Here is a 16,447-nt window from a genome sequence, read left to right as displayed (position 1 = left end):
AGAGCACGCATGTCAAAAAATGTAGAACAATTATCCATTAATACAATACGTACATTAGCAATTGATGCCATTGAGAATGCTAATTCCGGCCATCCTGGTTTGCCAATGGGTGCAGCACCGATGGCATATACATTATGGACTGATTTTATGAATCATAACCCGAAACATTCAAAATGGTTTAACCGCGATCGTTTTGTTCTTTCAGCAGGACATGGTTCAATGCTGTTATATGGTTTATTACATTTATCCGGCTATGATGTATCCATCGATGATTTAAAAGGTTTTCGTCAGTGGGGCTCCAAAACACCGGGACATCCGGAAGTCCATCATACAGACGGTGTAGAAGCAACAACAGGCCCATTAGGACAAGGAATTGCCATGTCGGTTGGTATGGCAATGGCTGAAGCACATCTGGCAGCCACTTATAATAAAGATGATTTTGATATAATCGATCATTATACTTACGCATTAGTCAGTGATGGCGATCTGATGGAAGGCATTTCACATGAAGCAGCATCTTTAGCCGGACATCTTCGTTTAGGTAAATTAATTGCTCTATATGATTCGAATGATATTTCCCTGGACGGTGAACTAAACCGCTCCTTTTCCGATAATACCCAAGAGCGTTTTAAAGCGTATGGCTGGCATGTGATGACGGTAGAGGATGGTAATGATGTGAATGCGTTGCGGCAGGCAATTACCGAGGCGAAGGAAATTACCGATCAGCCAACGTTAATTGAGGTTAAAACTGTTATCGGGTATGGAGCACCGAATAAATCAAATTCCGCAGCTTCTCACGGCGCTCCACTCGGTTCCGATGAAGCAAAATTAACGAAAGAATTTTATCAGTGGGAGCATGACGCATTCCACGTTCCAGAAGAAGTGTACGCCGACTTTAATGAAAAAATCGTTAAAAAAGGTGAAAAAACAGAACAAGCTTGGAATGACCTATTTGCTAAATATAAAGAAGTATATCCTGAATTGGCTGATCAACTTGAGAAAGCGATGAAAGGTGAGTTGCCTGCAAATTGGGATAAAGATCTTCCAGTATATGAACCGGGAAAAGATAAATTGGCTACAAGGGCTTCTTCTGGAGAGGTGTTAAACGCGATTGCCAAATCCGTACCATATTTCTTTGGCGGAAGTGCTGATTTAGCCGGTTCCAATAAGACAACGATAAAAGAAGAAGCGGATTTTTCGCGTAATGATTATGCGGGACGCAATATTTGGTTTGGTGTTCGGGAACACGCAATGGCAGCAGCTTTGAACGGAATGGCATTACATGGCGGATTGAAAGTATTTGCCGGCACATTCTTTGTGTTTAGTGACTATTTACGTCCAGCTGTTCGTCTGGCATCGATTATGCATATGCCGGTAACATATGTATTCACTCATGATTCGATTGCAGTTGGGGAAGATGGTCCGACGCATGAACCGATCGAACAATTGGCTGCGATGCGAGCTATGCCAGGACTTTCTTTAATCCGGCCGGCAGATGGTAATGAAACACAAGCTGCATGGCGTCTGGCACTCGAATCACATGATCAGCCAACGGCTCTTGTGCTGACAAGACAGGGATTGCCAACCCTGGAAGGTACAAAAGAACGTGCGTATGAAGGTGTTAAGAAAGGTGCATATGTGATCAGTAAAGCAACCAAGGATACACCAGATGCGCTACTGCTTGCAACCGGTTCAGAAGTGCAATTGGCTGTCGAAGCAAAGGAGACGTTACAAGCAAAAGGCATTGACGTAAGTGTTGTCAGCATGCCTTCATGGGATCGTTTCGAACAACAAGATGATGCATATAAGAACGAAGTCATTCCAAAAGATGTAAAAGCTCGTATTGGCATCGAAATGGCCTCCGCATTTGGCTGGGATCGTTATGTCGGTGATCATGGAACAGTACTTGGCATTGACCGTTTTGGTGCCTCCGCAAAAGGGGAAACAGTCATTGAAGAATATGGGTTTACAGTTAACCGTGTTGTTGAGGAAGTCGAAAAACTAGTAAAATAAATAGCGAAAGTAAAAACAGGTAACCTGCTTTTGTGCCGGGGTACCTGTTTTTTTAATCTTTCCTCTACTTTTATGCCGCTCGACAAAACTAGTATTATTTTGCTTCACGGATTGACATTATTTTCATAGAGCGTGCGTATAATAGAATAAAAGAGGAGGGATTTCATTGGGACATTATTCGATCTATTGGATCAAGAAAGAATTTGCCTATCGATATTTCCATAACAGTGGCATATTATATCGTTTTTTTAAGGAGTATAAGAATCATGCAGAAGATGCGGATCTTCACAAACAATACCATTTTATAACCAATGCTTTTTCCACCGCCTCATTGGTAACCCACTTAAAACGTAACTTGCAACCACAGCAAACACTTATCGACCATGGTACGTATGTGGAAATAAGCGGTGAATCGTCACATATTGTTTTACATATGTACGAAAAACAGATAAACTTTCGGTGTGACACTTTACACGATGCGGAAGATTTATTGTTCCCGGCGCTTCGAACATTTTATCCGTTCTTGTTTACCATTCGCAACGACTGGGGTAATTATGGATGGGTAGACCCTGTTCCTACAGAAAGCGCGCATTTGCATGGACAAGTATTGTATTCTTCCTCTTGATTTACTATACTGTATGGGAGACAACTTGAAGGAGGAAAGCTTGCATGAGCACAATTTGGGTCGTGTTAATTGCTATTGTTGCTCTAATTGCTGGTGTCGCTCTTGGATTTTTTATCGCCAGAAAATATTTGATGAATTATTTGAAGAAGAACCCGCCAATTAATGAGCAAATGCTTCGAACACTAATGATGCAAATGGGTCAGAAACCATCACAGAAGAAAATCAATCAAATGATGCGTGCAATGAATAATCAGCAGGAGAAAAAATAACGTTTCCTTAAAAAGATAAAACGTTTTGTAATTGCATTTATTGCCGGAATTCATATTTGATTTTTTCTTAGCCATTATACAAATATATGGTTATTCTTGGAAGCCACTTTTTCTGTTCGGTGAAAGACAGAAGGAAGTGGCTTTTGATATCAGTTGGAGAATAATTGATCCGGAAAATGTTATTCTTGAATTAAAAACGAATCCAAATAACAAAAAATCATTGCAGATAAAATGATGATCATATAATAAAATAACCTACTTCAAAACATGAGCCCGAAAAGTTTTGGTTAATTGTCAAATTCAAATGCTTTGCCACAGGTCAGAATCTGGTAAAATGAAGAAGTAAAAGGTTGCTGGGAGGATTATTATGTCTGATATAAACATTTTTATTGCATTCGGTGCCGGATTTTTATCCTTTATTTCACCCTGTGTACTTCCACTTTATCCAGCCTTTTTATCCTATATAACAGGTATGAGTGTATCGGATTTAAAGGATGATAGTAAAAAATTTAATACGAAAAGTGTTTTACATACCATTTTCTTCTTGCTGGGTTTTTCCTGTGTCTTTATTACGTTAGGGTTTGCAACTTCCGCCATATCCGAATTCCTAATCACTTATAAAGATGTCATTCGTCAAATTGGTGCGATTCTGATTGTCTTTTTCGGCCTGGTGATTGTTGGTATACTCCGATTTGATTTCTTGATGAAGGACAGGAGGATTACGTTTAAAAATCGCCCAGCTGGTTATATTGGTTCTTTTCTGATAGGACTTGCTTTTTCATTGGGATGGCAACCATGCATGGGTCCGATTTTAGGAATTGTCATTACTTTGGCAGCCCAGAACCCGGATATTGGTATGATAATGATGATCGGTTATATCTTAGGTTTTTCACTTCCATTTCTGATTTTATCTTTCTTTATTGGTAAATTGAACTGGATCAAACGTAATAGTCCCATTCTGGTAAAAATTGGTGGGTATATTATGATTTTTATGGGAATAGCTTTGTTTTTTGACCTAATGACTAAATTAACGTCATTCTTAGCCGGCTGGTTCGGTTTTACTGGTTTTTAAAATGGATTTTTCCATTAAACTGTATTATTATATAACTATATCTATTCATATGTAAACTTAGATCTGCACAAGGTTCAAACTGCAGACGGAAAAGGTTATAATTGCTGTTCATATTGGATAAATTCGTAACCTAAGAAAGAGTTGATTTACATGTTTTGGGTTATAGCAAGTACGCTTGTTGCCTGTTTTATGGCTATTACCATGATATTTGTTCGCTTGAAGGCTTCAAAAAAGCCGGCGTCAGTGAAAAAAATTATTTTACCACCGATTTTTATGAGCACGGGTGCCTGTATGTTTTTTATTCCGGAATTTCGGGTTCCATGGGTACAAGTGTTGGAAGCATTAATAGTTGGGATGATATTTTCGATATTTCTAATTAAAACATCGAAATTTGAAATTAAAGAGGATGACATTTACCTGATCCCGTCCAGATCATTCGTTTTTATTTTATTTGGTCTGCTAGCGGTACGTATGGTGATTAAATTGATTATCGGCAGTACGATTTCGTTGGGAGAAACGAGCGGAATGTTCTTTTTGCTTGCGTTCGGTATGATTGTTTCCTGGCGGCTGGCCATGCTTTATAAATATAAAAAATTGGAACAACACCTGAAATATCAAGAAGTATAAAAACACGCCCGCACATTTACGGTCGTGTTTTTATTTTGTCAAAAAAATATGAATATAAAATTGCAGCCATATTAACCTGGTTCGGTATACCGCTATCTTAACTATGATTTCTTTTTGGCATAACGATCACGAACCCCATCCCGATATTCTTTGGGGGACAGTTCAAACAAGGGCTCGTATGGTGTCACATCAATATTTTTTTTGCGCAATGTTTTTCGCAAAAACTTATGATCTCGTTTTGGTGTAGCAATGATATAGCCCTCTATCAGTACATCGCGGGTTATTTTGCTTTGCTGTTTTTCCAATGCAACCTCACCAATTTTACTGGCAATCTTCTGCCTTGCCACATCACGGAACAATTCCGGTACAGGTGAAACCAATTCTTCCAGTAATTTTTTCTCATCAGCTCCCCACATATGCCGGGTTAATTCCATATAATATTCTTCCCAATCAAGTATCGAATTTCCATCCTCTTTTGGCAGCCGTTTTAAAAATTTCCGGAACATAAAAAATCCGCCAATTGCCATTAAAGTAATCAGCAATATTCCCCATAAAATAATAAAATAATCCATAAATATTGACATATTATCACCTTCATTTAATGTCTGTACTATTATGTAAACAATTGCAATGATTTATTTTTTTTGATTTTTATAGTAAGATACAAATACTTGGTGCTTTCATTTTTAATTTTTGTTGTTTGGTGCATTACAGCTACTATTATTATAATAGCAGTTTTCATGACAAACAAGTGTCATAATTGCTAGAGACAAAACATATGAGTAATGATAAAGGGGAGATATGTTGGAATTTGCAAAAGGGGGTAAAGTTATGAAACAAGAAACAAAAAATAGTGAAGCAAGTATGGAAACAACGGGATGTACAGAAAACAACCATAATGATCTCGTGTTTCCGGATATAGCCAGTCTGCCTAAATCGATGGTTGATTGGATTGACTGTCATCAAAGCGATTTGATCACCGTTTGGGATAACAGTGGAAAAGTATGTTTTGTATCGAAGTCTGTTGAACAATTACTGGGGTATAAGACAGCAGAATTTCAAGGAACTTTTTGGTATGAGCAAATTTCACCAAAGGATTCCGAATATATCAAAAACCATTTCAGCGATTTGTCCGGGAATGAAAAACCGTTTAATATTCATGTCAAAGCTAAGGATGGGAAATATATCTGGACCGAATGCAAGGTGGGCAGGGTGAAAAATGATGATGGGAAGATATATTATATATCCACGTTGAGGGATATTTCGGACAAAAAAGAAATGGAAGAAATGATGATTCGTTCGGAACAGATGTCCATTGCCGGACAATTGGCTGCCGGGGTTTTCGCAATCCGCTCACCTCGTTAAAGGGATTTATCCAGTTGTTGCAGGCGGGAGTTAACCGAAAAGATGAATATTATAAAATTATGGTCGATGAAATTGAAAAAATGGAGACCATTACTTCGGAACTTTTGTTTATCTCCAAACCATTGACCGATAAAAAGCAAAAGGAATCCGTAGCAAAGATGTTACAAGATGTGATTGAATTACTAAAACCGCAAGCAAAATTGAAAAAGATTACGTTTGAGTGGGATCCGCTGCAAGATGTCTTTATTCATTGTGACCGATCGCAAATGAAACAGGTATTCATTAATCTTATTAAAAATGCTATTGAAGCAATGGATGAGGGCGGAACGATTCAATTATTTACATATCAAACGGAGACCAACGTAGTGATTGATGTTGTTGACCAAGGCCCAGGTGTACCAGAGGAAATCATACATAAGCTGGGCGAACCTTTTTTCACCACCAAACAGAATGGCACCGGATTAGGATTAATGATCACCAAGCAGATTTTGGACCAACATCAAGCTTGCTTGAAAATTGTAAGAAATGCCGATAAGGGAAGTACGTTCAGCGCTGTTCTACCAAGGATAGAATAATAAGTTTGGTCTGCCACTTATTATTACACCGGCTGATAGAATGATGAACACACACCATTTGGTTACCGATTTTGGTCCGTTTGATAAGTATTTGTTATCATTTTACATAAATTTTTACTATATGATGTAAAGTCGCTATTAGTTGCTTTTTTTGATACAAATCATTTACTATATAATAGATGTGTATGGACTATTAATCTACTTTGGGGAATGGTCAGAACAGAAGAAAGGGGTTAAGCTTACATGACCAAACAAAATGCATTCGATGCGAAGAAGCAATTCGAATTAAATGGAAAAACGTATAACTACTATCATTTAAAAGCACTGGAAAATGCCGGATTGGGAGATGTTACACGGTTACCGTTTTCCGTCCGCGTGTTATTGGAATCACTTATCCGCCAGCATGATGGACGTGTCATTAAAGATGAACATGTCAAAGGTTTGGCAAAATGGGGAACAAAAGATGGGGAAGGGGTAGACGTACCGTTTAAACCTTCACGCGTTATTTTACAGGACTTCACTGGTGTTCCCGCTGTTGTCGATCTAGCATCATTACGTAAAGCAATGGTCGATATGGGTGGTGAACCGAATAAGATTAATCCGGAGGTACCGGTTGATTTGGTTATTGACCACTCGGTACAAGTTGATCAATACGGAACACCCAATGCATTAAAGGCGAATATGGAACTTGAATTTGAGCGTAATGCTGAACGTTATCATTTCTTAAACTGGGCACAAAAAGCGTTTGAAAATTACCGGGCTGTTCCACCAGCAACCGGAATTGTCCACCAGGTCAATCTGGAATATATCGCAAGCGTTGTACATGGTTTGGAAAATGAAGACGGCACATATGATGCATTCCCGGATACATTAGTAGGCACGGATTCCCATACTACAATGATTAACGGTTTAGGTGTACTTGGCTGGGGTGTAGGTGGTATTGAAGCAGAGGCAGGTATGCTTGGCCAGCCATCTTATTTCCCTGCACCAGAGGTAATTGGGGTTAAGTTTACCGGCAGTTTCCCACAAGGAACAACTGCAACCGACTTGGCATTGAAAGTAACGCAAACATTGCGTGAGAAAAATGTTGTCGGCAAGTTTGTTGAATACTTTGGACCGGGACTAAAGGATATGCCACTTGCTGACCGGGCAACCATTTCCAACATGGCTCCGGAATATGGTGCTACATGTGGTTTCTTCCCTGTAGACGAGGAATCATTAAGCTATTTACGGTTAACTGGACGCAGTGAAGAACATATTGCCCTTGTTGAAAAGTATTGCAAAGAAAATAATTTATGGTATTCTCCTGATCAGGCGGATCCGGAATATACTGAACTTGTGGAAATTAATCTGTCTGAACTGGAACCAAACCTGTCTGGTCCTAAACGTCCACAGGATTTGATTCCATTATCAAACATGAAGAAGGAATTTAACAAAGCAGTTACAGCTCCTGCAGGTAACCAGGGACTTGGACTGGATAAATCTGAATTCGATAAAGAAGTTACTATTGACCATCCAAATGGTAAATCTTCTGTTATGAGAACAGGTGCCATTGCTATCGCAGCGATTACATCATGTACGAATACATCCAACCCATATGTTATGCTTGGTGCCGGTTTGGTTGCCAAAAAGGCAGTTGAAAAAGGCTTGCGTGTTCCAGAGTATGTCAAAACTTCCCTGGCACCAGGATCTAAAGTTGTAACACGTTATCTGGACGATTCTGGTTTACAGCAATACCTCGATCAAATTGGGTTTAACCTGGTCGGCTACGGCTGCACAACGTGTATCGGTAACTCCGGTCCATTACGTGAGGAAATTGAAGCAGCTATTTCCAAAAACGATTTAACTGTTGCCTCCGTATTATCAGGTAACCGTAACTTTGAAGGAAGGATTCACCCATTAGTAAAAGCTAACTATTTGGCTTCACCACCATTAGTTGTTGCTTATGCACTGGCTGGAACAGTTGACATTGATCTGACAACTGAGGCACTTGGTACAGATCAGGATGGTAAACCCGTCTATATGAAAGATATCTGGCCAACAATGGAAGAAATCAAAGAGCAAGTAGAAAGTGTTGTGACACCGGAAATCTTCCGTAAAGAATATGAAAATGTCTTCAATTCTAATGAAAAATGGAACGAAATCGAAACAACGGATGAACCATTATTTGAATGGGATGAAAACTCAACATATATTCAAAATCCGCCGTTCTTTGAAGGTTTATCAAAAGATGCAGGTTCGGTTCAACCATTGAGCAATTTGCGGGCGATCGGCAAATTTGGTGATTCCGTAACAACTGACCACATCTCACCTGCTGGAGCAATTGCTAAAGATATGCCTGCTGGTCAATATCTGCAAAGCAAAGGGGTTTCACCAAGGAATTTTAACTCATATGGTTCAAGACGTGGTAACCATGAGGTAATGATGCGTGGTACATTTGCCAATATCCGGATTCGCAATCTGCTTGCACCTGGAACAGAAGGCGGCTATACAACTTACTGGCCTACCGAAGAAGTGATGCCGATCTATGATGCTGCCATGAAGTATGAGCAAGACGGTACCGGTTTGCTTGTTATGGGCGGCAAAGATTATGGCATGGGCTCTTCTCGTGACTGGGCTGCCAAAGGAACGATCCTGCTCGGAATTAAAACCGTCATTGCTGAAAGCTTTGAACGTATCCATCGCTCCAACCTGGTGATGATGGGCGTCTTGCCATTACAATTTGAAAAAGGTCAAAATGCCGATAAATTAGGGTTGACTGGTAAAGAAACATTTACTGTTGACATTGACGAGACGGTTCAGCCACATGACCTTGTAACAGTTACTGCTGTTGATGAAAATGGCAAGAAGACTGAATTCCAAGCCATTGCTCGTTTCGATAGTGAAGTTGAAATTGATTATTATCGTCATGGTGGTATTTTACAAATGGTACTGCGCGATAAGTTGGCAAGTGATAGTGAGGAATTCGCCAAAAAATAATACAATGCATTAACGCAAAATTTCTCGATTAAAAGCTTGGTTCATATAAAATAAGCCCCTGCATATGATGATGAATGTGCAGGGGCTTTTAATATAGTCTGTTCACTTTACAAGTGTTAAGATTGTCTGCATACTTACAAATGAGAGGTTAACGATTGATTAAGGAGAGACAACCTGATGAAACAAATACTTGGAATAGCTGTGATTGCATTGCTTGCGGGGATACTGATTTTCAACTTTACACAAAGGGATAATGATCAGTCCAAGGAAGATAAGAACGAAAAGACAGTAACTGTAAATGATGACATGGAAACGGAAGATGGAGCTGCAATTGTATCCCCGGATAGCACAAGCAACCTTGAACCAGGTAGTATGGCTCCAGATATTGAATTGGAAACACTTGAGGGGCAGGCAATAAAGTTATCGGATTTAAAGGGAAAAAAAGTATTCTTAAATTTTTGGGCAACCTGGTGTCCACCATGTAAAGAGGAAATGCCAGATTTGCAAAAGTTTTATGATGAACATAAAGATGATGTGGAAATTGTTGCTGTTAATCTAACCGGTACGGAAAATAAAGAATCGGATGTCCCGAAATTCATTGATAAATATGATTATACTTTTCCGATCTATCTCGATAAAGATTTGTCCGCAAGTAATACTTATACGACCATCGGAATACCAACAACCTATTTTATTGGTACAGATGGAAAAATCCAACAGCCAGCAAAAAGCGGCCCAATGACATATGATTTTATGAATGACATGCTCCAATCGCTTAAATGATAATAATTTTCTAAAGAAATGGTAATACTGCTAATAAAACAGGGGAACGTCCCTAACAAAAAGGAGTGGATTACTATTTCTTTAAAGAAAAAACTTTCATTCGATGAGTTAGTTATTGAGAATCGCAGACAAATCATGCAGGATCAGTTACTCATGGAAAAAATTGAGCAAAACCTGGAATCCAAGCGTGAAAAGTTTTTAAAGAAAGTAAAAAAATAAGCAACAATTTCAGAAGCTCTTGACTTTTGGGTTCAACAAAAGGAAGAGCTTTTTGTATACTTCCATTATTAACTGCAAACGATAATGGAGAAATATCACATGGAAAGGAATTTGAACATGGCGGACAATCATTCAAACAAACCAAAGCCAGATGACCGTAGTGATAATGCAGCAAAGTTAAGAGATGCGATCGATAACACTATGGAAAATATGGAAGAAGCAAATGAATCCATGGAATTCTCATCTGCTGAACAAAAACAACAGATAAAAGCAAAAAATGAACGTCGCGAAGAAGCTGTTAAAGGCATGCGTGCCGAAATAGCTGATGAAGAAAAGTATGAACAATAATGATGTTCAAAAAACCTGGAATGCCTTATAATTCCAGGTTTTTTGCTGGTGTACGTTCATCGCTCAAGTGTAAAACCTCTATCACAGAAAAGACCACAATGCATCTCGCATTCATTAGTAGATAACCTATGATAAAATATAATGTAGTGCTCGTAATGAAGGAGGATTTTGGCATTGAACAAGGTACGTACACCAATCGAGGTAAGATATGCGGAAACAGATCAAATGGGCGTTGTCTATCATGCCAATTATTTAACCTGGTTTGAAATTGGCAGGACGAAATTTGTTGAAAGCATTGGGTTGAACTACGAAGAAATGGAAGCACAAGGTATTTTAGCTCCCGTAACCAATGCAGAAATTTCCTATAAAAAGCCAATTCGATATGGTGAGGATGCATACGTTGAAACTTGGCTTGCAAAATATGATGGGTTGCGAACGGTTTATGCCTATGAAATTTTGGACGGAGAAGATAATGTTGCTGTAAGTGGGACAACGGAACACGTTATTGTCAAAAAGGACAGTTTCCGCCCGTTATCATTACGCAGGAAGTTTCCGGACTGGCATGAGACATACTCCAAACAAATAGATGGAGATTCCTGATGGCTTTCGGTATCAAACGAAAAGAGCTAATGGACTGGAAAAACAGAGTTTCGCGCGGAGAGATTGCTTTTTTGACACATTATTGGCAGGACCCACGGTTTCCAGGCTGTTATACCGTCACAAAAGTTGGCTGCAGCAACAGGGAAAAGTTGGCTGCTTGGGGACAGAAATACGGTTTACAGGCAGCATGGATCGATCGGGAAGAAGATTTTCCACATTTTGATTTGTTTGGAGAAAAACAGAAATATATCTTGCAACAAGAACAACAGTGGGACCAACTAAAACAATTTAATTTATAACCTAATCTATAAAAGTGGAAGCGCTTGGTAATGGAACTTCCACTTTTGATGGATGTGATTTATTTATATACAAATTTCGGTTCCTGTTGATGCTCATCCCACGTTACATGCAAATCCTTGCCGGAAAAATACCAGGCATCATCCGTTTCAATAAAAAACGTTATGTCATTGACAATAGCGCTGGCACATGTTTCTTTAGGCGAATCTATTCGTATTCCTAGTGAGAAACCAGGAATATGTCCTCCGGAACCGTATCGAATATAAAAGCGGAAATATGCAGGTTCATCAAGATCAAATTCTTGCTTATACCATTTCGCCACATCTTCAGTTACATATAAGTTCAAAATCGATGCACTCCCCAAAGTTACTTCTGATTGTTTTCTTTCTTTTCCGGAACCAAATCAACACCACCAGGGTGCAACGGATGACATCTACTGATTCGCTTGATCGTTAAATAGCCACCCTTGATTGCACCAAAACGTTTGACTGCCTCTAGACCATACTCAGAACATGTTGGGTAAAACCGGCAAGATGGTGGTCTAAATGGGCTAATTGCTTTCCGATAAAATTTGATCAATCCGATAAGAATATATTTCATAACATTTCCTTCTTCGTCTTTACCATAGAGAAAAACTATGTTAGTAAATATTAAAACAGAAGATATTTTTATAAAGATTTGCAGCCACCAGCCGTACTTAACTTACAATTAAAGTATACGGGACACCTTGGTAATATTCAATTGATTGATTTATGCGACTGATAAATTTACCATCACATCCATTTAATTTTCGGTTCGGTTTTATTCTTAATCCGTTTAATATTTTCTTTGTGACGATAACAGACGAAAATGGTTAATATGGCTACTGCAATAATCAGAAAGATATCTTCCTTAAGCAGGATTGCGAAGATGAATGCAACAATACCGGTAACCATGGATGAAAGTGAGACATATTTAGAAAGATAGAGTGTCAACAAAAATGTTAAAACCATAATAACAAAAATGATAGGACTGACACCCAGAATAATCCCGCCGGACGTGGCCACAGCTTTTCCCCCTTTAAATTTGGCAAACAGGGGATACGTATGACCGATAACAGCAAACAACCCAATCGCCAGACGGTGAACATCCGCATCAAAAAACAACGGAATCAAGGTTGCCAGTGTTCCTTTTAAGATATCGGCTACAACAACAATTGTTCCTGCCTTTATCCCTAAAACACGAAAGGTGTTCGTTGCCCCAAGGTTACCACTGCCATGCCCGCGGACATCTATGCCGTAGCCTACTTTTCCGACTATCACGCCAAATGGTATAGATCCCAGCAAGTATGCAATGATACCGAATATAACATAATCCATCATGATTCCTTCTCTCTTTATAATGTTCAAAAGAGTTGAACAAATATTTAAACATAATCATATAGTATAGTTTATTTTATCATGAACTGATTAGGGAAAGAACCAAAAAATAATAACTTTCATCAATATTTGTTCGCCATGGGAATAATAGAGTCCAATACAACCCAAATGTTCTTAACAGGTTTGAATTCCAACAAAATGGGTATCGGAAATAGTAATGGGAAGTGATAGGAGGGAAATTGTGATTGAATTCAGAGAGATCCATAAAATGTATGATGATGGAACGGAGGCGGTAAAAAATTTATCTTTGAAGGTGAACAAGGGAGAATTAATGACATTGATCGGTCCCAGTGGATGTGGGAAAACGACAACAATGAAAATGATTAATCGGCTGATCGAGCCAACATCAGGATCCATATATATACAGAACAGACATATAAACGAATACAATATTCATGAATTACGCTGGAACATTGGTTATGTATTGCAGGAAATCGCACTGTTTCCGCATCTGACTATTGAGGAAAATATTGCAGTCGTCCCGGAAATGAAAAATTGGAAACGCAAAAAAATCCGCGAGCGCTGCCGGGATTTACTGGAAATGGTTGGGCTTAATCCAGATACATATTTAAAACGCATGCCCAGCGAATTATCAGGCGGCCAACAGCAGCGGATTGGTGTTATCCGGGCACTGGCAGCTGATCCCGACATTATTTTAATGGATGAACCATTCAGTGCGTTGGATCCGATTAGCCGCGACCAGTTACAGCATGATATTCGCTCCTTGCAAAAAGAGATTAAAAAGACAATTGTATTTGTAACACATGATATGGATGAGGCAATGGCAATTGGTGACAGAGTATGCCTGATGCGGGATGGACAGGTTGTACAAATTGATAAACCTCAGCAATTGATTTTACATCCAGCAACAACGTTTGTGAAAGATTTTATTGGTGAACGTAAATCACCATGGCAAACAGCGGTTGATGTCATCGCTGACCAATCCAATGACCGGGTTATCACAGAAAAAATGTTTGCCGAGAAGTCCTATCCTTCTGAGGGAACTTATATGATCAGAGATGAACATAATATGTACCGTGGTGCCGTCATAAATGGTATCCGTTGGGAAGTACAAACGTTGGCGAATGATTTGCCTCTATACAAAGCAACAGAAATCATTCAGTCCAGTGATCAGACTCTATTCCCAGTGATTAAAGAACAAAAGCTGGTAGGTGTGTTGTCCTACAAAGATATTGTCCGTTTTCTCAAAAGTAAAACAAAAATGGAAAACGGGGTGATTTACCAGTGAAAGATTTTATTGCTATTTTTGAAAAGCGTCAGGATGTATTACTGGAAAGCATTTGGGAGCATTTACAAATTTCACTGCTTTCTTTAATTATTGCTATTGTCATTGCCGGCCCATTAGGTTTAATCTTAACCCGTTACCGGCGGATCGCGGAGCCAATCATTGGGATTGCGGCCATTATGCAGACGATCCCAAGTTTGGCTGTGTTGGCATTTCTTATCCCATTATTGGGTATCGGGACAGTTCCAGCTATTGTTGCATTAATTGCCTATGGTCTATTACCAATTTTACGGAATACATATACGGGTATTAATGAGGTTGATCCAGCGCTAAAGGAAGCAGCAACCGGGATGGGAATGAATTCATTCAAACGATTGACAAAGGTGGAATTACCAATTGCGATGCCGGTTATTATGGCTGGCATCCGTACATCAATGGTTTTAATTGTTGGCACCACAACCATCGCTGCGCTGATTGGTGCCGGGGGGTTAGGTGAACTTATCCTATTGGGCCTTGATCGTGGGGCAGATATTAACCTCATCCTATTAGGCGCAATACCGGCAGCACTGCTTGCGATTTTACTTGATTTTATCTTACGCGGGTTCGAACGCATTTCCAAAAGAGCTGGTTTCAAATCGTTTATTGCCATGTTGCTGATTGCGGTGCTTGTCGTTGTTTCCCCATTTATCATTCATACCGAAAAAAAGCCCGACCTGGTCATTGGTGGGAAATTGGGCGCCGAGCCAGAAATATTGATTAATATGTATAAACTACTAATAGAAGAAAACACTGATTTACACGTGAAATTGGAGCCGGGATTGGGAAAAACAGCTTTTGTATTTAGTGCCCTACAGCAAGGAGATATTGATATATTTCCGGAATTTACTGGAACGGCAATTGTTACCCATTTAGATCAGCAGGCAAAAAGCAATCATGCCCGGGAAGTTTATGACCAAGCAAAACGGGGGATGCAAGAGCAATATGACATGGCGTTTCTTGAGCCGATGGAATACAACAACACGTATACAGTTGCGGTAACAAAAGACTTCGCTAAGCAACATAACTTACAGTCGATTGACGATTTGCAAGGTGTAGAAGATACACTTACTGCAGGATTTACCCTTGAATTCAAAGATCGTTATGATGGGTATGTCGGGATGCAGGATGTTTACGACTTGTCGATTGGAAATGTCCAAACAATGGAACCGGGGATTCGTCAGCGTGCCCTGGAAAAAGGCGAAGTTGACGTCATTGATGCTTATGCAACCGATAGTTATATGGTAGAATTGGGATTAGTGTCCCTGGATGATCCAAAACATTTATTTCCGCCATATCAGGGTGCACCGTTAATGCGTCAGGAAACATTGAACAAATATCCGGAACTGGAAGATATTTTAAATCAGCTTGGTGGGAAAATTACGGATGAACAAATGCGGGAAATGAATTATCAAGTGGATTATGAAGATACTTCACCGAAAAAAGTAGCTGAAGACTTCCTGGTTAAGCATGGATTATTAAAGAAATAAGGAGTGTATATAATGGAAAACCCAGCAAATGAAACGATAAAACAGGTGCTTGAGGAAGCAAAAACGATTGCCGTTGTCGGGCTTTCTGATAATCCAGAACGCACCTCTTATCAAATTTCTAAAATCATGCAGGAGCAGGGGTACCGAATTATTCCGGTTAATCCAACGGTGGAGAAGGTTTTGGGCGAAAAGGCTTACCCCGCTTTGACAGATGTTCCGGAAAAAATTGATATTATTAATGTTTTTCGCAGGCCAGAGTATCTTCCTGCAATTGCCAGGGAAGCGGCCCAAACTGATGCAAAAGTATTTTGGGCACAGCAGGGGATAGCCAATCAAGAAGCGTATGATTATTTGCATGAACGAGGTTTTACTGTCATGATGGATCTTTGTATCAAGGTAGCACACGCTGTCTTGGTAGGAAATAAATAGTAGCAAGGATGGCTGCATAAAGCCATCCTTGCTTGTGCTTTTACCTCTGCTAACTA

20 protein-coding genes are annotated in these 16,447 nt (G+C 39.5%); 16 read left to right on the top strand and 4 right to left on the bottom strand.

Annotated elements, in window-relative coordinates; genetic code table 11:
* The first annotated feature begins 9 nt into the window (after positions 1-9).
* The 5 genes from tkt (at position 10) to O2S85_RS09845 (ending at position 4,606) form a co-directional block, all read left to right on the top strand.
* A complete protein-coding gene (gene tkt / locus O2S85_RS09865) occupies positions 10-2,013 on the top strand; it encodes a transketolase (RefSeq protein ID WP_269409178.1) in 2,004 nt (667 codons plus the stop codon).
* A 166-nt stretch (positions 2,014-2,179) separates the two neighbouring features.
* Positions 2,180-2,638, top strand: a complete 459-nt coding sequence (gene sirA, locus O2S85_RS09860; RefSeq protein ID WP_269409177.1) for a sporulation inhibitor of replication protein SirA — start codon at positions 2,180-2,182, stop codon at positions 2,636-2,638.
* Between the two features lie 44 nt (positions 2,639-2,682).
* Positions 2,683-2,907 carry a YneF family protein gene (locus tag O2S85_RS09855; RefSeq protein ID WP_269409176.1) on the top strand — a complete coding sequence of 75 codons (225 nt, stop codon included), beginning with the start codon at positions 2,683-2,685 and terminating at the stop codon, positions 2,905-2,907.
* 367 nt (positions 2,908-3,274) lie between these two features.
* A complete protein-coding gene (locus O2S85_RS09850) occupies positions 3,275-3,979 on the top strand; it encodes a cytochrome c biogenesis CcdA family protein (RefSeq protein WP_269409175.1) in 705 nt (234 codons plus the stop codon).
* A gap of 150 nt (positions 3,980-4,129) precedes the next feature.
* On the top strand, positions 4,130-4,606 hold the full coding sequence (locus O2S85_RS09845) for a CcdC family protein (RefSeq protein ID WP_269409174.1): 477 nt from the start codon (positions 4,130-4,132) through the stop codon (positions 4,604-4,606).
* Between the two features lie 101 nt (positions 4,607-4,707).
* On the opposite strand, the gene O2S85_RS09840 is transcribed toward O2S85_RS09845, so the two are convergent.
* Positions 4,708-5,190: a DUF2621 domain-containing protein gene (locus O2S85_RS09840; RefSeq protein ID WP_269409173.1), complete on the bottom strand. Its 483-nt coding sequence runs from the start codon at positions 5,188-5,190 to the stop codon at positions 4,708-4,710.
* Positions 5,191-5,437: 247 nt separating this feature from the next.
* On the opposite strand from O2S85_RS09840, the gene O2S85_RS09835 reads away from it, so the two are divergent.
* From O2S85_RS09835 to O2S85_RS09800, 8 genes are all read left to right on the top strand, one after another.
* Positions 5,438-5,971: a PAS domain S-box protein gene (locus O2S85_RS09835; RefSeq protein WP_269409172.1), complete on the top strand. Its 534-nt coding sequence runs from the start codon at positions 5,438-5,440 to the stop codon at positions 5,969-5,971.
* A 14-nt stretch (positions 5,972-5,985) separates the two neighbouring features.
* The gene (locus O2S85_RS09830; protein ID WP_269409171.1) at positions 5,986-6,546 is read left to right on the top strand and encodes an ATP-binding protein; all 561 of its coding nucleotides are present in this window, start codon (positions 5,986-5,988) and stop codon (positions 6,544-6,546) included.
* Positions 6,547-6,789: 243 nt separating this feature from the next.
* On the top strand, positions 6,790-9,525 hold the full coding sequence (gene acnA, locus O2S85_RS09825) for an aconitate hydratase AcnA (protein ID WP_269409170.1): 2,736 nt from the start codon (positions 6,790-6,792) through the stop codon (positions 9,523-9,525).
* 177 nt (positions 9,526-9,702) lie between these two features.
* Positions 9,703-10,308 carry a redoxin domain-containing protein gene (locus O2S85_RS09820; protein ID WP_269409169.1) on the top strand — a complete coding sequence of 202 codons (606 nt, stop codon included), beginning with the start codon at positions 9,703-9,705 and terminating at the stop codon, positions 10,306-10,308.
* 18 nt (positions 10,309-10,326) lie between these two features.
* Positions 10,327-10,527 (top strand): FbpB family small basic protein, encoded by a 201-nt coding sequence (locus O2S85_RS09815; RefSeq protein ID WP_269409168.1) that lies wholly within the window; start codon positions 10,327-10,329, stop codon positions 10,525-10,527.
* A 99-nt stretch (positions 10,528-10,626) separates the two neighbouring features.
* On the top strand, positions 10,627-10,875 hold the full coding sequence (gene tlp, locus O2S85_RS09810; protein ID WP_269409167.1) for a small acid-soluble spore protein Tlp: 249 nt from the start codon (positions 10,627-10,629) through the stop codon (positions 10,873-10,875).
* Positions 10,876-11,049: 174 nt separating this feature from the next.
* Complete coding sequence (locus O2S85_RS09805; RefSeq protein ID WP_269409166.1) at positions 11,050-11,475, top strand: acyl-CoA thioesterase; 426 nt, start codon at positions 11,050-11,052, stop codon at positions 11,473-11,475.
* The gene (locus O2S85_RS09800) at positions 11,475-11,774 is read left to right on the top strand and encodes a hypothetical protein (protein WP_269409165.1); all 300 of its coding nucleotides are present in this window, start codon (positions 11,475-11,477) and stop codon (positions 11,772-11,774) included. The genes O2S85_RS09805 and O2S85_RS09800 overlap by 1 nt, the downstream gene beginning before the upstream one ends.
* Positions 11,775-11,833: 59 nt before the next feature.
* Here the strand turns inward: O2S85_RS09800 and O2S85_RS09795 are convergent, their stop codons facing one another.
* The 3 genes from O2S85_RS09795 to plsY all read right to left on the bottom strand — a co-directional run bounded on the left by O2S85_RS09795 (position 11,834) and on the right by plsY (position 13,130).
* Positions 11,834-12,118: a HesB/YadR/YfhF family protein gene (locus O2S85_RS09795; RefSeq protein ID WP_269409164.1), complete on the bottom strand. Its 285-nt coding sequence runs from the start codon at positions 12,116-12,118 to the stop codon at positions 11,834-11,836.
* Positions 12,119-12,138: 20 nt separating this feature from the next.
* Positions 12,139-12,372, bottom strand: coding sequence for a membrane protein insertion efficiency factor YidD (gene yidD, locus O2S85_RS09790; protein ID WP_269409163.1), 234 nt, complete (start codon positions 12,370-12,372; stop codon positions 12,139-12,141).
* A gap of 173 nt (positions 12,373-12,545) precedes the next feature.
* A complete protein-coding gene (gene plsY, locus O2S85_RS09785; protein WP_269412544.1) occupies positions 12,546-13,130 on the bottom strand; it encodes a glycerol-3-phosphate 1-O-acyltransferase PlsY in 585 nt (194 codons plus the stop codon).
* 241 nt (positions 13,131-13,371) lie between these two features.
* Between plsY and O2S85_RS09780 the strand changes: the two genes are divergently transcribed.
* From O2S85_RS09780 to O2S85_RS09770, 3 genes are read left to right on the top strand one after another with little or no spacing between them, the layout of a single operon-like run.
* Entirely contained in the window at positions 13,372-14,439 is a 1,068-nt protein-coding gene (locus O2S85_RS09780) for an ABC transporter ATP-binding protein (RefSeq protein WP_269409162.1), read from the top strand.
* Positions 14,436-15,962, top strand: a complete 1,527-nt coding sequence (locus O2S85_RS09775) for an ABC transporter permease/substrate-binding protein (protein ID WP_269409161.1) — start codon at positions 14,436-14,438, stop codon at positions 15,960-15,962. The genes O2S85_RS09780 and O2S85_RS09775 overlap by 4 nt, the downstream gene beginning before the upstream one ends.
* Positions 15,963-15,974: 12 nt before the next feature.
* Positions 15,975-16,391, top strand: coding sequence for a CoA-binding protein (locus O2S85_RS09770; RefSeq protein ID WP_269409160.1), 417 nt, complete (start codon positions 15,975-15,977; stop codon positions 16,389-16,391).
* Positions 16,392-16,447 lie beyond the last annotated feature (56 nt).

The sequence above is a fragment of the Lentibacillus daqui genome, assembly GCF_027186265.1.
GTDB classification, from domain to species: Bacteria; Bacillota; Bacilli; order Bacillales; family Amphibacillaceae; genus Lentibacillus_C; species Lentibacillus_C daqui.
This window is presented reverse-complemented; position numbering and strand designations above follow the sequence as displayed.

Bases quoted from the DNA above. Each gene is read 5' to 3' on its own strand.
- tkt (WP_269409178.1), top strand. From the start codon at position 10: ATGTCAAAAAATGTAGAACAATTATCCATTAATACAATACGTACATTA.
- O2S85_RS09855 (WP_269409176.1), top strand. From the start codon at position 2,683: ATGAGCACAATTTGGGTCGTGTTAATTGCTATTGTTGCTCTAATTGCT.
- O2S85_RS09850 (WP_269409175.1), top strand. From the start codon at position 3,275: ATGTCTGATATAAACATTTTTATTGCATTCGGTGCCGGATTTTTATCC.
- O2S85_RS09845 (WP_269409174.1), top strand. From the start codon at position 4,130: ATGTTTTGGGTTATAGCAAGTACGCTTGTTGCCTGTTTTATGGCTATT.
- O2S85_RS09840 (WP_269409173.1), bottom strand. From the start codon at position 5,190: ATGTCAATATTTATGGATTATTTTATTATTTTATGGGGAATATTGCTG.
- O2S85_RS09835 (WP_269409172.1), top strand. From the start codon at position 5,438: ATGAAACAAGAAACAAAAAATAGTGAAGCAAGTATGGAAACAACGGGA.
- acnA (WP_269409170.1), top strand. From the start codon at position 6,790: ATGACCAAACAAAATGCATTCGATGCGAAGAAGCAATTCGAATTAAAT.
- O2S85_RS09820 (WP_269409169.1), top strand. From the start codon at position 9,703: ATGAAACAAATACTTGGAATAGCTGTGATTGCATTGCTTGCGGGGATA.
- O2S85_RS09815 (WP_269409168.1), top strand. From the start codon at position 10,327: ATGGTAATACTGCTAATAAAACAGGGGAACGTCCCTAACAAAAAGGAG.
- tlp (WP_269409167.1), top strand. From the start codon at position 10,627: ATGGAAAGGAATTTGAACATGGCGGACAATCATTCAAACAAACCAAAG.
- O2S85_RS09800 (WP_269409165.1), top strand. From the start codon at position 11,475: ATGGCTTTCGGTATCAAACGAAAAGAGCTAATGGACTGGAAAAACAGA.
- yidD (WP_269409163.1), bottom strand. From the start codon at position 12,372: ATGAAATATATTCTTATCGGATTGATCAAATTTTATCGGAAAGCAATT.
- plsY (WP_269412544.1), bottom strand. From the start codon at position 13,130: ATGGATTATGTTATATTCGGTATCATTGCATACTTGCTGGGATCTATA.
- O2S85_RS09770 (WP_269409160.1), top strand. From the start codon at position 15,975: ATGGAAAACCCAGCAAATGAAACGATAAAACAGGTGCTTGAGGAAGCA.